Raw genomic sequence first — 13,852 nt, 5'->3', positions numbered from 1 at the left:
GAATCCTGATGTGACCGTCCGCCGCCGTCATCCGCTTCAGACTGCTTGGAGTGCGGCAGTCGGCGCGTGCCGTGAGGCGCGGACGGCGGGGTAGACACCGGCGGCGGTGCCGATGAGGAGCGTGGAGCCCAGGCCGGTGGCGATCGCCCACGGCGGCAGGTCGAACGGCACACCGCGCCAGGCGGCGTAGCCCGCGGTCGCACCCGTGCCCAGCAGGGCGCCGGCGATGCCGCCGAGGGCGGACAGGAGCAGTGATTCGGTGAGGAACCGCATCCGGATGTGGCCCCGGGTGGCGCCCAGCGCTCTGCGCAGGCCGACTTCGTGCCGTCGTTCCAGTACGGAGATGACCATGGTGTTGGCCACGCCGACCCCGCCGACCAGGAGTGCCACGCCGCCGAGGGCGAGCAGCAGCCCGGTGAAGGCTCCGCCCGCGGCCGCCTTCGCCGCCAGGGCGTCGGAGGGGCGGCTGACCGCCACGTCCGCCGGGCTCTGTGGGTTGATCGCCCGCGGGAGCAGTTCGCGTACCTGGTCCACGGCGTCGTCCGCTGAGCGTTCGTAGACCGTGGTGGGGTGGCCGTCGAAGCCGAGCAGCTTGCCGGCGGCGTCCCGGGCTCCGGGTCCTGGACGTCCAGGCCGTTCTTCCGGAGGCAACTCGCGTACTTCACCTGCTGATCGTGATCCTGGGACTGTCCGGACGAGCCGCCCGGGCTGCTGCCGGCGGGACCCTGCCCGTCTCCCTTGTGGAAATTCCTTCCGTGGGCGTTGACCGGGCGAAAGTGAATACGCCAACCATGCTGCCTGGCAGGGGATTTCCATCACCTAGCCATTCATCCGACCCTTCTTTTGCCGACCCTGCGGTCAACTTCTGGAAAACCCGCCCCCGTATACCCTGTCCGGAACGGAGACACCCCTGTTCAGGTGAGGGAGCGGATTGCGATGCGCGTCCTGGTGGTCGAGGACGAGGAATTCATTGCGAACATGACCGCGGCCGGGCTGCGCCGAGCCGGGATCGCCGTCGACGCCGCCCACGAACTGCGCACCCCGCTGGCCGTCCAGCGGGTCGGCCTGGAGGTGGGGCTGCTCGACGCCGATCCGCAGCAGGTGGCCGAGATCCGCTCCGTGCTGCTGGATGCGGCCGACCGCATCGAACGGCTGCTCGCCGGGTTGCTCCTGCTCTCCACCAGCGAGCAGGGGCTGGACCACTCCGAGCCGGTGGACCTGCACACCGTGGTGCGGGAGGTCGTCGCCGACAGCGCGGAGGACGCAAGCGCGGCACAGGTCGCCGTGGACGCGCGTCTGGACGCGATGACCGTCGACGGAGACGGGGTGCTGCTCGACCGGCTCGTCCGCAATCTCGTCTCCAACGCGATCCGGTACAACACCCGTCCGGGCCGGGTCGAGATCCGGCTGGGGCGTGACAGCGGTGAGGGCGGCAGAGAGCGGGCCGTCCTCGAGGTCGGCAACACCGGGCCGGCCGTGCCTGCCGATGTGGTCCCGCACCTCTTCGAGCCGTTCCGCCGGCTGCGTCCCCGCCAGCACGCCCCGGGGGAGGGCAACGGGCTGGGCCTGTCCATCGCGGCGTCGATCGCCACCGCCCACCGGGGCACGATCACTGCGGAACCGCGCCCCCGCGGCGGCCTCACCGTGCGCGTGGTGCTCCCCCTGCTCCCCCTACTTTCGTCGGCCGGCGAATACCGTCCTTCGTCTGCTGACGCGGGCGCGACGTCCTGCAAGGATCGGGATCCTGTCCGCCGCCCGTGATCTTTCGACGCGCGGGCGCACGATCGACGACGGGATGCAGGGAACACAGACCATGCAGTCGAGGAACAACGCTGTCACCAGCCTCGCCGACCCGGGAACCGTGGCTGCGCCGGGGGTGGCCGTCGACGGGGTCAAGGTGCTCGAAAGGGTCGCCGCCCTGCCGGTCAGCATCTGGCGCTACCAGTGGGACCCGGACCAGGTGTGCCATCTGGGTCCCATGTCCGAGGACTGGTACGCCGCCTTCGGCCTCGGCCAGGACGACACGGCGATCGACTGCGTCGACGCCCAGGGCGTCGCCCTCGTCGCCATCCAGGCACTGCACCGCGAGATCGTCGAATTGCGCCGGGCGCTGGACGCCCTTCGCGCTACGGGGCCCGGCTGCGCAGCCCCGGCCGGTCCGTGAGGCATCCTGCTCGCATACCTCGACCGCATCCGTCCCCCGTCTGCCCCTGTCCGTCCCACCGAACGAACACACCGCATGAAACATCCGGAACCGCAGCGCGCCTGGCGCCCGTCCGCGACGGACGTCGCCGTCGCCATGGCGGCCGCGGCCTACGGCGTGGGCGACTCGCTGGTCCTGCCCCGGTCCGGTCTCCTCACCGGCCACCCCGAGCCGGCGGCCGTCGTGTCGGGGCTGCTGGGTGTCCTGGTGCTGTGGCGCCGCCGCTGGCCGCTGGCCGTGACCGCGGGCGTGCTCGTCGGGCACGTCGTGTCCTACGCCCCGGCGGCGCTCATCGCCGCCCTCTACACCGTCGGAGGCAACTACCGCTCCCGGCCCCGGATCCTGGTGACGGTGTTCGTCGTGGCGCTGGGCTCCCAGATGTGGTCCGCGCAGGCGGGCGGACGGGGTCTGGACGTGTTCCACGGTCTGGCGTTCGTGGCCGGGCCGCTGCTGGTGGGCCTGTACGCGGCGACGCAGCAGCAGCTGACCGCCAGCGTCAAGGAGCGGGCGGCAGCCCTGGAGAGCGAGCAGGCCCTCATGGCCGAGCAGGCCCGTGCGGAGGAGCGCGCCCGTATCGCCGGTGAGCTGCACGACGTTGTCGCCCACCGGGTCAGCCACATGGTGCTCGCCGCGGGCATCCTCAGCGCCGGCGCCGACCGCGGGGGCGACCGGGTGCGCACCGAGGCCGAACGCATCCGCCGCACCGGGGTACAGGCCCTGGAGGAACTGCGCGAGATCCTCGATGTCCTGACGGCTCGTCAGGCCATGGGCGACGTGCCGCTGGAGCCCGTCCCCACCGCCGCCGACCTCGGTGCGATGGTCGAGGACTGCCGCCACCTCGGCATGGACGTCGCTCTGACGGTGAGCGGCGCCCTCGACGACCTGCCCGCCGCCGTGCAGGCCACCGTCTGCCGGGTCGTGAAGGAGTGCCTCACCAACGCCTTCAAGCACGCCCCCGGCGCCGCCGTCGCCGTCGATGTCCGGCGCGGGACGGACACGGTGTGCATCGAGGTCGCCAACGGGCCTGCCACCACCGCCCCCCGTCCGGACCTGCCGTCCGGCGGCCACGGCCTGGTCGGACTGGCCGAGCGGCTGCGCGTGCTGGGCGGCACCTTCCGGGCCGCCGGCCGCCCCGACGGCGGCTTCGTGGTCCGCGCAGAGGTACCCGTCCACCGCGAACGGTCCGCGCCGTCCCCGTCTGCTCCGGAGGAGCCGTGATCAAGGTTCTGATCGTCGACGACGACCAGTTCGTCCGCTACGGGCTGCGCACCGTCCTGGAGGACGACCCGGAGATCGAAGTCGTCGCCGAGGCCGACAACGGCCTGACGGGCGTGGTGGCGGCCGGCGTCCACGCCTGCGACGTGGCCCTGGTGGACATCCGGATGCCGCGGATGGACGGCCTCGCGGCCACCCGCGCGATGCTCGCCCAGCCCTCGCCGCCCGCCGTCATCGTGCTCACCACCTTCGGACTGGACGCCTACGTGAGCGACGCCGTGGAGGCGGGGGCGGCAGGGTTCCTGCTGAAGGACACGCCCCCCGCCGAACTGGTACGCGCCGTTCACCAGGTCGCCGAGGGCCATGGCATGCTCTCCCCGGCCGTCACCCGGCAGATCCTCGACCTGCTGCGCCACCGCCCCAGGACTGCCTCCCCCGAAATCCGCGGCAAAATCGACACGTTGACACCTCGCGAGCGGGACGTGCTGGAGCTGCTGGCGCAGGGCCGGTCCAACGCGGACATCGCCGCTGCCCTGTTCACCAGCGAAGCCACGGTCAAGATGCACGTCAGCCGGGTGCTCGCCAAGCTCGGCGTCGACAACAGGGTGCAGGCGGCGCTGCTCGCCCGCGACGCGGGCCTCGGCCTGCCCTGAGCCGAGACCACAACTCGGCAGCGCCACTGCCGATTTCGAGAACGGCCGATCAACTTTCGCCGATTCCGTGCACAGGCTCCGTGGCCGTAGCGTCAAGTGGCCGGTCCGGGCTCACGCCCTGCCGTCCCGCATCGACGACGAGGAGTCACCACCATGTCCGTTCCGCTGGTCCGCCCCCGTGAGAACCGGATGATCGCAGGCGTCTGCGCCGGCCTGGCCCGTCGATTCGACATGAGCGCCAAGACGATGCGGGTACTCGCCGTCCTGTCCTTTCTGCTGCCCGGAACACAGGTGCTGCTCTACCTCGTGCTCTGGGTGCTGGTGCCCGAGGAGGAGCGCATCGTGACGACCACGGTGGCGTGACCGGCTTACCGCCCACCGCTGCCGCAAGGGGGAGGGCCCAGGTTGCCGAGCGCGCGACCTGGGCCCTCTCTTCCTCCTCCCGGGCTTCCGGTTCAGCGGGTGCGGCCCCCGGCCCGGCGGCCCGCCTCGACCAGCCCGGCCACCGTCGCCGCGGCGTCGGCACCGGTGACGACGGCCTCGCCGACGAGGACGGCCCCGGCCCCCGCCGCCGCGACGGCCGCGACGTCCTGCGCGTTGCGGATACCGGACTCGGCCACCTTCACCGCCGATTCCGGCAGCAGCGGCGCGATGCGGCCGAAGGTGCTGCGGTCGACCTCGAGCGTCTTGAGGTTGCGGGCGTTGACGCCGATCAGCTCCGCCCCCAGGGCGGCCGCACGCTCGGCCTCCGCCTCGTCGTGCACCTCGACGAGGGCGGTCATGCCCAGTTCCGTCGTCAGCCGGTACAACTCCGTGAGCTGTGCGTCCTCCAGAGCTGCCACGATCAGCAGCACCAGGTCCGCACCGCAGGCGCGGGCCTCCCACACCTGGTAGGCGGAGACGATGAAGTCCTTGCGCAGCACGGGGACACCGACGGACCTCCGTACTGCGCGCAGGTCTGCCAGCGAGCCGAGGAACTCCCGTTCCTCCGTCAGCACGCTGATGGCGGCGGCTCCGCCGCGTGCGTACTCGGCCGCGAGCAGAGCCGGGTCGGGGATGCGGGACAGCCGGCCCTTGGACGGGCTGGCCCGTTTCACCTCGCAGATCACCGCGACGTCCGGGCCGGACCACGCGGACACCACGTCGCGCGCAGGGACGGTCGCCAACGCCCGGTCCCGCAGCACCGGCAGGGGCATGGACTCCTCTCTCCTGAGAAAGTCCTCCGTCGCGCCGGCCACCAGGTCGTCGAGCACGGTCATGGGTGCACCATCCATTTGTCTGAGCCTCGCTCTGGGCAATGCCGATCACGGTAACAGTGGTCCTTCGGCCTTGGCTGCGGCGAAAGTTGACGCTGTCAGACGACTTCGTCGAGGTTCGGCACCGAACCAGTCCATCGGGTGCCTGGCATTCCGGAACTGTGCCGCCGCCAAGTGGGTCAGCGCATGCAACTTCTGCCGACAGACGCGGGATGCCGCACGTTCCAGCATGGAACTTCAGCCGGATTTCCGACGTTTGAGAGGCCAGCCATGCGTAAGTGGCTTGCAGGATTGATCTGTGCGACAGCCGCGGGAGTGTTGGCGCTCGGAGTGGAGAGTTCCTTCCCGGCCAATGCGGGTGAGCAGCGTACGGACATGCAGCTGAGGGAGATCTCCGTCGAGGAGCACGCCGCGGGCCGGCAGGACGACCCGGTCGAGGTCGGGGTGAGCGGGCCTGCTCAGGTGAACTTCCGCAAGATCACGATTCCGCCGGGCAGCGGAACGGGGTGGCATTGCCACCACGGCAACCTGGTCGGAGTGGTGCAGCAGGGGGAGCTCACCCACCAGTTGCGGGCGGGCGGCACCCATGTCTACAAGGCAGGGGACGCGGTGATCGAGGGCAGCGGCTATGTGCACCAGGGCTACAACAAGGGCACCGAGGACGTCGTGCTCTGGGTCACCTATGTGACGCCGGAGGGCAAGCCGCTCGCGGAGAACGACCTCGCACGGTGCGACAAGGACGCCACGGACCATGAGAACCGGTGACCGGCGGCGCTGCCGACCGTGAACCGGGACAGGATCCCCGTGCCCGGCAGAATGCTGCGGAACACCGCACCGCGTCAGCCGTCCCCGCCGTCCGGACCCTCCGGGGACAGCCCGGCGCGGTACGCGAGCAGCGCGGCCTGCACCCGGTTGTCGGCGTCGAGTTTGGCCATGATGCGGCTGACGTGGCCCTTCGTCGTGCCCTCGGCCATGCCGAGGACTTTGCCGATGCGGAGGTTGGACATGCCGGTGCCGAGCAGTGCGAGCACGTCGCGCTCGCGGTCGGTGAGCCTGTGCAGCAGCCGGCGCTGGGCGAGCGTGAGGCGGGGGCCGCGGTCGCGGGCGGTGGCCAGGACACGGCGCGTCACCTCGGGGGAGAGCGCCCCGTGGCCCTGGGCGATCCGGCGCACGGTGGTCAGCAGTTCGCGGGGCGGGGAGTGCTTGAGCAGGAAGCCCACGGCGCCGGCGGCCACGGCCTCGTCCACGTAGTCGTCGAGGGCGAAGGAGGTCAGGACCACCACGGCGGGCGGGCGCGGGAGTTCGCCGATCTGCCGCAGTGCGGACAGCCCGGACATGCGCGGCATCCTGATGTCCATGAGGACCAGGTCGGGGGAGAGCCGGCGGACTTCGGTCACGGCCTCGACACCGTCGGCGGCCTCGCCGACGACGATGAAGCCGTCGCTCGTGTCCAGCATCGACCGCAGGCCGTAGCGCACGAGCGGGGCGTCATCGGCGATCAACACCCTTGCTTCTGGGGCCGGTTCGGCTTCCGACGTGGACGACGGCCGTTCCGGGCCTGCGGTGAACGGCGCCGTATCCGGCGACTCCTGCGGGCTGTTGTGGGGGGTGCCGGCACAGTGGGCCATGGGAGCTGCTGCTTTCGGCCTTCGGGGCCCGCCGGTGCCGTGCACGCCGTTGTGGTCCGGTCGGCGGCGCACTGCTGGGGTGACCGGCTCCGTGCTCCTGGGTGCCGACCGGGGAATGGATCCGGCGTTGCGCTGGGATTGCCCGACTGTATCCCAGGAGTGTTCAAGGAGAGGTAAAGGTCGAATGGCCGGCGGGTATCGCGTTTCGCGTTCCGCAATCGGCTGCCAGAAGTACAACAGGGTGGCGCGGAAAGGGAATTCGCGATGCCAGGACTTCAGCCCCTCGGGCAGGGGACCTTGGGCCCTTCTGGAGAGGATTTCCGGGCTGGCAATGTTCAGGCTGGTCATGGCCTTTCAGGCCGGTGTGGCGATGAAAGGATCCGAAGTGCCCGCATCCGTCATGGTGGTCGACGACCAGGAGGCGATCAGGTCGAGCCTGCGCCTGCTGGTGGAATCGACCCCCGAATTCGAGGTCGTCGCGGAGGCCGGTGACGGCTTCGAGGCGCTCGCCAAGGCACGTACCCACCGCCCCGATGCCGTGCTCATGGACATCCGGATGCCGCGTGCCGACGGGATTGTGGCGACGGAACGGCTCATGCGCTTCGTCAGCCCGCCCAAAGTGCTGGTGCTGACCAGCTTCGACGTCGACGACCGGGTGCTGGACGCCCTGGAGGCGGGCGCTGCCGGTTTTCTGCTCAAGGACCTGTGCCCGCAGCAGCTGACCGCCGCACTGCGCACGGTGATGGCGGGCGGCCGGGTCGTGGCGCCGGAGGCGCTGGAGAGCCTCGTGCAGCGGGCCTCCGCCGGTGAGCGGGAATGTGGTGCGGACGCGCAACATCGCCTGTCCGGGCTCAACGGCAGCGAACGGCGGGTGCTCGGGCTGATCGGCGCCGGTCTGAGCAACGCGCAGATCGCCCGCCGGCTTCACCTGTCGCAGGCGAGCGTGAAGACCTACGTCTCGAGGATGCTCGCCAAGCTCGGGCTGGACAATCGCACCCAGGCCGCCATCCTCGCCTACGAGGCCGGGCTCGCAGACAGTGAGCGGGACCACGGCCTGATCTGACGGGCCCGGCGGCGCAGGGCGTCCCGTCACCTTCGCCGACGGGGCGCTCTGCGCTGCGGTCGTTTTGATTGTCATGCTCTGGATAGCTACTGCCGGGTTTCGGCCCGTGCGCCGAGAGCCCCGGCGACGAAGGCGCCCTTCTCGCAGGCGGTACTGCCCGACTTTCGTCGGGGGTCGAAGGCAGACGTTCAGTTGTTCTCGCCCACGTCGACCGGTGCTTGAGTGAAGAACGGATCCGGGGGAGTTGTCGCCTCGGCCTTCTGTTCGGAGATATACACCCAGATGCACGCAGAACAATTCTTCCGGCTGCGCCCGCCTCCCTCCCTGCCCCGCGCGGCCGACCGGCGCCTGCTGCGCGACGGCGGCTTCCGGCTGCCGGCGGGCGCTCCCGACACCGCCACCGGCCGGGGACGAACCGGCGGTGACCGGCGATCCGGCCCGGCCGGAGCAGGAACGAAGCGGTGATTCCAGCTACCAGGGGGCATGGGCAGCATGACTATTCGCGTGATGATCGTGGCCGACCAGGCCATCATCCGGATGGGGCTGACGACGCTGATCGACTCCTCCGACGAGTTCGAGGTCGTCGGCGAGGCGGGCGACGGCGCCGAGGCGTTGCCGCAGGTGACCGCGCACCGGCCCGACGTGGTGCTGATGGACCTGAACATGCCCCGGATCGACGGGGTCGAGGCCACCCGCCGCCTGAGCCGGCTGCCCGAGCCGCCCCGTGTCCTGGTGCTCGGCGTCTTCGGCACCGACGACCGGGTGCTGGAGGCGCTGCGTGCCGGAGCCTGCGGGTTCCTGCTGAAGGACCTGCGCCCCGACGAGCTGTTCGCCGCCATGCACACGGTCGTCCTGGGCGGCCGGGTGATCGCCCCCGAGGTACTGACCAGCCTGGTGCGCAAGGCCGCGGACCGCACGCCGATCCGGCTCAACGGGGCGCGCGAGAAGTTGTCGCTGCTGAGCCAGGGCGAGCGTCGGGTCCTTGCCCTGGTGGGTGCGGGCATGACGAACACTCAGATCGCCCGCGCGCTGGAGCTGTCGGGGGCCAGTGTGAAGACCTATGTCTCGCGCACCCTCGCCAAGCTGGGGCTCGACAACCGTACTCAGGCCGCGATCATCGCGTACGAGACGGGGATCGCCGGGCCCGGCGCGCCGCCGCCCGCCGCCGGCGCGGGGACGCCGGAGCCGTAGCCCGGCTCCGGGTCGGATGGCATGGCATCCGGAGCCCGGTCGGCTTCGGCCGACCGGGCTCCGCGTGGCTTCGGGCCTGCCTGAACCATGTTCAGCCGACTTTTCGGCCCGGTCCCTGATCCGGCCTGCTCCGGGCGGCCCGCCGCAGGGCGCGGCGCTCGTGTTCCGCCGTGCCGCCCCAGATGCCGTGCGTCTCGCGGTTGGTCAGTGCGTAGTCCAGGCAGGGCTCCCGGACGGGACAGCCCGCGCAGGCCTCTTTCGCGGGTTCGGAAGACTGGCCCCGGACGGGGAAGAAGATGTCGGGATCCGTCTGTGAACATACGGCATCGGACTGCCAGTCGAGTGCTTGGACGTTGAACTCTGCGGCAAGTATGGGCAGATTGATTCTCTTCTTCACAGGGATCTTCCGTAAACTGCTTTGTTCGTCAACTGAAGAGGGACGTTAACCGACGGTCCGGCAGGTGAGCGGCGCGATAAGTTGATCCCGTCAATCGTTTTGCGACCCTTGGTCGATCCGGGACCCGGTGCAGTCCAGAACGGCTCTGAGGCGGTAGCCGCCGTCCGGCAGTGCACCGGCTTCGAGCCGCCCTCCTTCGGCGGTCAGGGCCTCGCGCAGGCCCCGCAGCCCCAGGCCGCCGGAGTCGCGGGCCCGGCCGGCGGCGGAGGACGGCCCGTTGTCCACCGAGAGGGACACGGCGGCGGCAGTGAACTCCAGCGTCACGGTGACCGGGGCGCCGGGGGCGTGCTTGGCCGCGTTCGTCAGTGCCTCGCGGCTGACGCGGTGGAGCACCGCATCGGCGCCGGAGGACAGTTCGCGGCGGGTGCCCCGAACCCGGTAGGTGATGTCCATCCCGGCCACCTCCATGTTCCGCACCAGGACCGGCAGGAACTCGGCGCACGGGAGCTGACGACGAGCAGGCCGGCCGTCGGCGTCCTCGTCGTGCAACACGCTGATGACCGCGCGGAGTTCATGCATCACCGCGATGGCGGTGTCCGTGATCCTTTCTGCGACGGCGCGCGCAGGCGGCGGCAGGTCCGGTACCTGCTGGAGGCAGCCCGCGTGCAGCACCAGAACGGAGGTCTGGTGACCGACGTTGTCGTGGATGTCGTAGGCGAGGCGAGTGCGCTCCTCCAGAGCCGCGAACCGGGCGGCGTGCTCCGCGGTCAGTTCGGTGTGGCGGAGACGGTCGCGCAGCAGAGCCTGAAGGGACCGTTCCTTGCGCAGCAGTTCACCCATGAGCGCCGGCAGGAAGATGTCCACCGCCACCCCGTAGCCCAGCTCCTGGAGCGATGACGCGGCGGTGCCGACGAAGCACCGGGTGGTGAAGTAGAGGGAGGCCGTGCCGACGACGGTGGGCCAGCGCATGCGGCCGCCGTACTGGCCCAGCGAGTAGAGGGCGACGATCAGCGGGGTTCGCTCGTCCGAGGCGAAGGTGGCCAGCAGGGCCGCGGTCACGCAGACGATGGGGTGCCTGCGGCGGATCACGAGTACGGCCGCGGCCGCGGTGGCGGCGGCGCAGCTGAGCGGATAGCCGTCGATCAGGCCCGTACCGCCCACCACGGTGATCAGTACGCAGGACAGCGCCGCGACCGCGCCTGCCAGCGCAACGTCGATCGTGCGTGTATCGCTCCACCGCTGCCGGTCCCGGCGGTCGGAAATCATCGGTGTCCAGCTCCGGTTGTCACGTTCTTCGTCACGTTCTTCATCACCTTCGTCGTCGCTAGGAGCGTAGGGTCCGCCGCCGGCCGCCCCGGGCGGCAAACGGTGGAGGCGGAGCACCGAAGGAGGACACGGGACCAACCAAAGGCGCCCTGCTGTGTGGTGGATGCATCCATAACGTTGGTGCAGTGCCCCTGTCGTGGCACTGCCTCTGCACCGCATCCCCGAAGAGACGGAACGCCCGCGCCGTGATCCCCACACCGCCGCCGCAGCGAACTCGCCTGCTGGGCTGGGAACGTGGAGCGGGCGGCCGTGTCCGCCCGGCCGTCCGGGTGTGCCCCGCCCTGCTGACGCTGCTCGTCGGCGCATGGCGGATCGGCCGTGCCGAGGTGTGGCGGGACGAACCGGCCACCTGGAGTGCCGCCACTGGCTCCCCGGGCCGGCTCGTGGCGTCGGCCGGTGAGGTCGACGGGGTGTACGCCCCGTACTACGCGTTCATGGACGGCTGGGCGCACCTCTTCGGCGACTCCGCGGTCTCCCTGCGTACGCCGTCGCTGGAGCGGCGCTCGCTGCCGTGCGTCCGCGGGCAGTGGCGGTTGCCGCAGCCGTGGCTGCGGCAGGAGCTCCCGGCCAGGTGGCCGTGCGCACCCACGACCACGTCTCCCGCGCCAACCACCCCACGAGCCGGACCGGTTACTCCGATGCGGCCCGCATCATCGCCGACCGGCAGCAGTGGGGCGACGCGATGGTGTACGGGGAGCGCCGCACGTGGCTCCTGGACGCGGGGCTCGCACGCCTGCTGGGTGACCGGCTGCCGCGCGACGTGTTCCTCGACCGCACCGACTACGCCGAGTGTCTCGGCGACAAGCCGCCCCTGCGGCTGTGGGTGCTCACCGCCGGTGAGAACTCCGGCCCGTTCACGCAGGACGCGGTCAAGGGGGCACCGCCGAGCCGCCGCAGAAGACACACGTGCTGCGCACCTACTACGAGACCGCAGAGACCTTTCACCCGCCGGGGCTCACCATGACGCTGATGACCTTGCAGGAGAGCGATGAGTGACAAGAACCTCACCTGTGACGTCCCCTGTTCCCCACCCGTAACGCCCCTTGTTCCCCGTCCCGAAGGAGTCACCGTGCAGCAGCCCGCACAGACCGCCTCTGCACCGCCCCGCACAGAGGTGCCATGCGCGGGCCGACGCCCGGCGGGTGCCGACATCACCCCGGACGAGCAGCTGCGCAGGGCGCCCTCCGGCTGGCTGGCCGTGATCGCCGCATGCGCGGGGGCGGTGGCCGCCGCCTGGCCGGCGATCGGCCTGCTCCCTGCCGGACCGGCCGAGTACCTCGTGCCCGACACTCCCCGCAACGCGCTTGCCGCACATGCCACGTTGGGCGCCGTCGTCGCCGTGGCCTCTCTCGCGGTCGTCGTCGTGGCGCTCGCCGGGCTTGCCCGGGTGCCCGGCGGCAGCGCCCTCGTGCTGACGTTCTGTGGCCGCTACTGCGGCACGGTGCGCAGGGCGGGACTGGTGGGGACGAACCCGCTGCCCCTGCGCCACCGGGTCGATGTCCGCCTGCACCACTGGCGCAGCGACGAAGTGCAGGCGACCGACCGGGAAGGCGTTCCGCTGCGCTACGCCCCGGAGGTCGCCGACGTCGTGCGCCACAGGCAGTTGGCCGTACTGGAGGCGAAGGACCGGGAAGCGGTGCTGAACCAGGTGGCCGGGACCGTGGAGACCGCGACCGCGCGACTGACGCGGAGCGATGCCGTGGAGTGGGACGCCTACGAACGTAAAAGTTTCGTCCGGGAGTTGACCCTCGCACTGTACGCGGACCGAACCGCCGCCCCGGTGCCGCCCGTGGCGAAGGCCGACGAATGACGCCGCCCGCGGCCCGGCCGCCCGTGCGCGTCCTCGTCGTCGACGACCAGCCCCTGATGCGGTGCGGGCTGCGCGGGCTGATCGACACCTTCCCGGACTTCGAGACCGTCGCCGAGGCGGCGAGCGGCGCCGAGGCGGTGGACCGGTGCCGCGAGCTGCGCGCCGACATCGCCGTCGTGGACCTGCGCATGCCCGGGATGGACGGCGCGGAGTGCACCGCCCGGCTGCTGGAGCTGCCGGAGCCGCCCAAGGTGCTGCTGCTCACCGGTTTTCCCCTCGACGGGCGGACCCTGGGCAGCCTGGCCTCCGGCGCCGCAGGGCTGCTGGGCAAGGACCTGCGGCCGGCCGAACTGGCGGCCGTCCTGCGCTCGGTGGCCGCCGGCACCGGGGTCGTCTCCTCGGACGTGCTGTCCCTGCTGCTGACCCGGCAGGAGGAGAGCACGGGCATGGGGCAGCAGCGGGCGCGGGAACTGCTCACCCGGCTCAGCGCGAGCGAGCAACGGGTGCTGGCACTGGTCGGATCCGGCATGACCAACGATCAGATCGCCGACCGGCTCGGCCTCTCGGGGGCGAGCGTCAAGACGTACGTCTCCCGCGCACTCGCCAAACTGGGGCTGGAGAACCGCACCCAGGCCGCCCTGATCGTGTTCGAGGCCGGACTGAGTGCGGAGCCGTGGGAGTCCGGCGGCTGACGCGGCCTGCCGGGCATGCCGTTCGTCGATCCGCTGTCCACTTTCTCCGACGCTGCGCCGCGGTGGCCGGCCCTAGGGTGACGAGAACAGGCCCGGACGCCGCCGAGGGACCGACACAAGCGTGCCCCTCGCCGTCGGGCAGCCGACAGGACAGACGCCCGGCGCCCCGAACCGAATGCAGGAAGAAACAGATGACCGCTGGGCCCCGCGCCGCCCTCGTCCTGCGCCGGCGCCAGAACCCCCAGGACCTTGATCGTCCCAGGCGAAGTCCGGCTGACGGGCCGGGACTTCGAGTGCCGCGTGCCTACGCGTGAACTGCTGCACAACCGGCTGCTGCGGCAGGAGAACCGGGGACCTCCGCCTGGCGGCCGTTCCGGTACGGGGTGGAGCCCGCCAGGGTCGCGGTCCGCCCGTTCTG

General features: G+C 71.1%; 16 protein-coding genes and 1 pseudogene. 12 read left to right on the top strand and 5 right to left on the bottom strand.

Translation table 11 applies throughout. The features are described 5' to 3' along the window. Window positions 1-36 precede the first annotated feature (36 nt). A pseudogene (locus ACMATS_RS02840) lies at window positions 37-603 on the bottom strand (ABC transporter permease); the annotation flags it as partial. 333 nt (window positions 604-936) lie between these two features. Here ACMATS_RS02840 and ACMATS_RS02835 point away from each other — a divergent pair. The 5 genes from ACMATS_RS02835 (at window position 937) to ACMATS_RS02815 (ending at window position 4,434) form a co-directional block, all read left to right on the top strand. Next, the gene (locus ACMATS_RS02835) at window positions 937-1,761 is read left to right on the top strand and encodes a hybrid sensor histidine kinase/response regulator (protein WP_414166747.1); all 825 of its coding nucleotides are present in this window, start codon (window positions 937-939) and stop codon (window positions 1,759-1,761) included. Window positions 1,762-1,813: 52 nt separating this feature from the next. Beyond that, the gene (locus tag ACMATS_RS02830; RefSeq protein ID WP_414166746.1) at window positions 1,814-2,164 is read left to right on the top strand and encodes a hypothetical protein; all 351 of its coding nucleotides are present in this window, start codon (window positions 1,814-1,816) and stop codon (window positions 2,162-2,164) included. 75 nt (window positions 2,165-2,239) lie between these two features. Further along, the gene (locus tag ACMATS_RS02825; RefSeq protein WP_414166745.1) at window positions 2,240-3,421 is read left to right on the top strand and encodes a sensor histidine kinase; all 1,182 of its coding nucleotides are present in this window, start codon (window positions 2,240-2,242) and stop codon (window positions 3,419-3,421) included. Then, on the top strand, window positions 3,418-4,071 hold the full coding sequence (locus tag ACMATS_RS02820) for a response regulator (protein WP_390781249.1): 654 nt from the start codon (window positions 3,418-3,420) through the stop codon (window positions 4,069-4,071). Before ACMATS_RS02825 ends, ACMATS_RS02820 begins: the two co-directional genes overlap by 4 nt. A gap of 153 nt (window positions 4,072-4,224) precedes the next feature. Beyond that, window positions 4,225-4,434 (top strand): PspC domain-containing protein, encoded by a 210-nt coding sequence (locus tag ACMATS_RS02815; RefSeq protein ID WP_414166744.1) that lies wholly within the window; start codon window positions 4,225-4,227, stop codon window positions 4,432-4,434. Between the two features lie 92 nt (window positions 4,435-4,526). Here ACMATS_RS02815 and trpC read toward each other — a convergent pair whose 3' ends face one another. Beyond that, entirely contained in the window at window positions 4,527-5,330 is an 804-nt protein-coding gene (gene trpC / locus ACMATS_RS02810) for an indole-3-glycerol phosphate synthase TrpC (RefSeq protein WP_414170646.1), read from the bottom strand. A gap of 372 nt (window positions 5,331-5,702) precedes the next feature. Here trpC and ACMATS_RS02805 point away from each other — a divergent pair, with 372 nt between their 5' ends. After that, entirely contained in the window at window positions 5,703-6,092 is a 390-nt protein-coding gene (locus tag ACMATS_RS02805) for a cupin domain-containing protein (protein WP_390781252.1), read from the top strand. Window positions 6,093-6,166: 74 nt separating this feature from the next. On the opposite strand, the gene ACMATS_RS02800 is transcribed toward ACMATS_RS02805, so the two are convergent. Next, a complete protein-coding gene (locus tag ACMATS_RS02800; RefSeq protein ID WP_414166743.1) occupies window positions 6,167-6,832 on the bottom strand; it encodes a response regulator in 666 nt (221 codons plus the stop codon). Between the two features lie 508 nt (window positions 6,833-7,340). Here ACMATS_RS02800 and ACMATS_RS02795 point away from each other — a divergent pair. The 3 genes from ACMATS_RS02795 to ACMATS_RS02785 all read left to right on the top strand — a co-directional run bounded on the left by ACMATS_RS02795 (window position 7,341) and on the right by ACMATS_RS02785 (window position 9,209). After that, entirely contained in the window at window positions 7,341-8,018 is a 678-nt protein-coding gene (locus tag ACMATS_RS02795; protein WP_390781254.1) for a response regulator, read from the top strand. Between the two features lie 282 nt (window positions 8,019-8,300). After that, complete coding sequence (locus tag ACMATS_RS02790) at window positions 8,301-8,483, top strand: hypothetical protein (RefSeq protein ID WP_414166742.1); 183 nt, start codon at window positions 8,301-8,303, stop codon at window positions 8,481-8,483. Window positions 8,484-8,510: 27 nt separating this feature from the next. Then, window positions 8,511-9,209 (top strand): response regulator, encoded by a 699-nt coding sequence (locus tag ACMATS_RS02785; RefSeq protein WP_414166741.1) that lies wholly within the window; start codon window positions 8,511-8,513, stop codon window positions 9,207-9,209. A 91-nt stretch (window positions 9,210-9,300) separates the two neighbouring features. Here ACMATS_RS02785 and ACMATS_RS02780 read toward each other — a convergent pair whose 3' ends face one another. Both ACMATS_RS02780 and ACMATS_RS02775 read right to left on the bottom strand, forming a co-directional pair. Continuing rightward, on the bottom strand, window positions 9,301-9,606 hold the full coding sequence (locus ACMATS_RS02780; protein WP_414166740.1) for a WhiB family transcriptional regulator: 306 nt from the start codon (window positions 9,604-9,606) through the stop codon (window positions 9,301-9,303). A gap of 90 nt (window positions 9,607-9,696) precedes the next feature. After that, window positions 9,697-10,872, bottom strand: a complete 1,176-nt coding sequence (locus ACMATS_RS02775) for a sensor histidine kinase (protein WP_414166739.1) — start codon at window positions 10,870-10,872, stop codon at window positions 9,697-9,699. A gap of 631 nt (window positions 10,873-11,503) precedes the next feature. Between ACMATS_RS02775 and ACMATS_RS02770 the strand changes: the two genes are divergently transcribed. The 3 genes from ACMATS_RS02770 to ACMATS_RS02760 all read left to right on the top strand — a co-directional run bounded on the left by ACMATS_RS02770 (window position 11,504) and on the right by ACMATS_RS02760 (window position 13,434). After that, window positions 11,504-11,896 carry a hypothetical protein gene (locus tag ACMATS_RS02770; protein WP_414166738.1) on the top strand — a complete coding sequence of 131 codons (393 nt, stop codon included), beginning with the start codon at window positions 11,504-11,506 and terminating at the stop codon, window positions 11,894-11,896. A 105-nt stretch (window positions 11,897-12,001) separates the two neighbouring features. Continuing rightward, complete coding sequence (locus ACMATS_RS02765; RefSeq protein ID WP_414166737.1) at window positions 12,002-12,742, top strand: hypothetical protein; 741 nt, start codon at window positions 12,002-12,004, stop codon at window positions 12,740-12,742. Beyond that, a complete protein-coding gene (locus ACMATS_RS02760) occupies window positions 12,739-13,434 on the top strand; it encodes a response regulator (RefSeq protein WP_414166736.1) in 696 nt (231 codons plus the stop codon). Before ACMATS_RS02765 ends, ACMATS_RS02760 begins: the two co-directional genes overlap by 4 nt. The last annotated feature ends 418 nt before the right edge of the window (window positions 13,435-13,852 follow it).

It is taken from the genome of Streptoverticillium reticulum, from assembly GCF_047456005.1.
Lineage (GTDB): Bacteria > Actinomycetota > Actinomycetes > Streptomycetales > Streptomycetaceae > Streptomyces > Streptomyces reticulum.
This window is presented reverse-complemented; position numbering and strand designations above follow the sequence as displayed.

Excerpts from the sequence above, each read along its gene's own strand:
- ACMATS_RS02835 (WP_414166747.1), top strand. The coding sequence starts at position 937 with ATGCGCGTCCTGGTGGTCGAGGACGAGGAATTCATTGCGAACATGACC.
- ACMATS_RS02830 (WP_414166746.1), top strand. The coding sequence starts at position 1,814 with ATGCAGTCGAGGAACAACGCTGTCACCAGCCTCGCCGACCCGGGAACC.
- ACMATS_RS02825 (WP_414166745.1), top strand. The coding sequence starts at position 2,240 with ATGAAACATCCGGAACCGCAGCGCGCCTGGCGCCCGTCCGCGACGGAC.
- ACMATS_RS02815 (WP_414166744.1), top strand. The coding sequence starts at position 4,225 with ATGTCCGTTCCGCTGGTCCGCCCCCGTGAGAACCGGATGATCGCAGGC.
- trpC (WP_414170646.1), bottom strand. The coding sequence starts at position 5,330 with ATGACCGTGCTCGACGACCTGGTGGCCGGCGCGACGGAGGACTTTCTC.
- ACMATS_RS02805 (WP_390781252.1), top strand. The coding sequence starts at position 5,703 with ATGCAGCTGAGGGAGATCTCCGTCGAGGAGCACGCCGCGGGCCGGCAG.
- ACMATS_RS02790 (WP_414166742.1), top strand. The coding sequence starts at position 8,301 with ATGCACGCAGAACAATTCTTCCGGCTGCGCCCGCCTCCCTCCCTGCCC.
- ACMATS_RS02785 (WP_414166741.1), top strand. The coding sequence starts at position 8,511 with ATGACTATTCGCGTGATGATCGTGGCCGACCAGGCCATCATCCGGATG.
- ACMATS_RS02775 (WP_414166739.1), bottom strand. The coding sequence starts at position 10,872 with ATGATTTCCGACCGCCGGGACCGGCAGCGGTGGAGCGATACACGCACG.
- ACMATS_RS02760 (WP_414166736.1), top strand. The coding sequence starts at position 12,739 with ATGACGCCGCCCGCGGCCCGGCCGCCCGTGCGCGTCCTCGTCGTCGAC.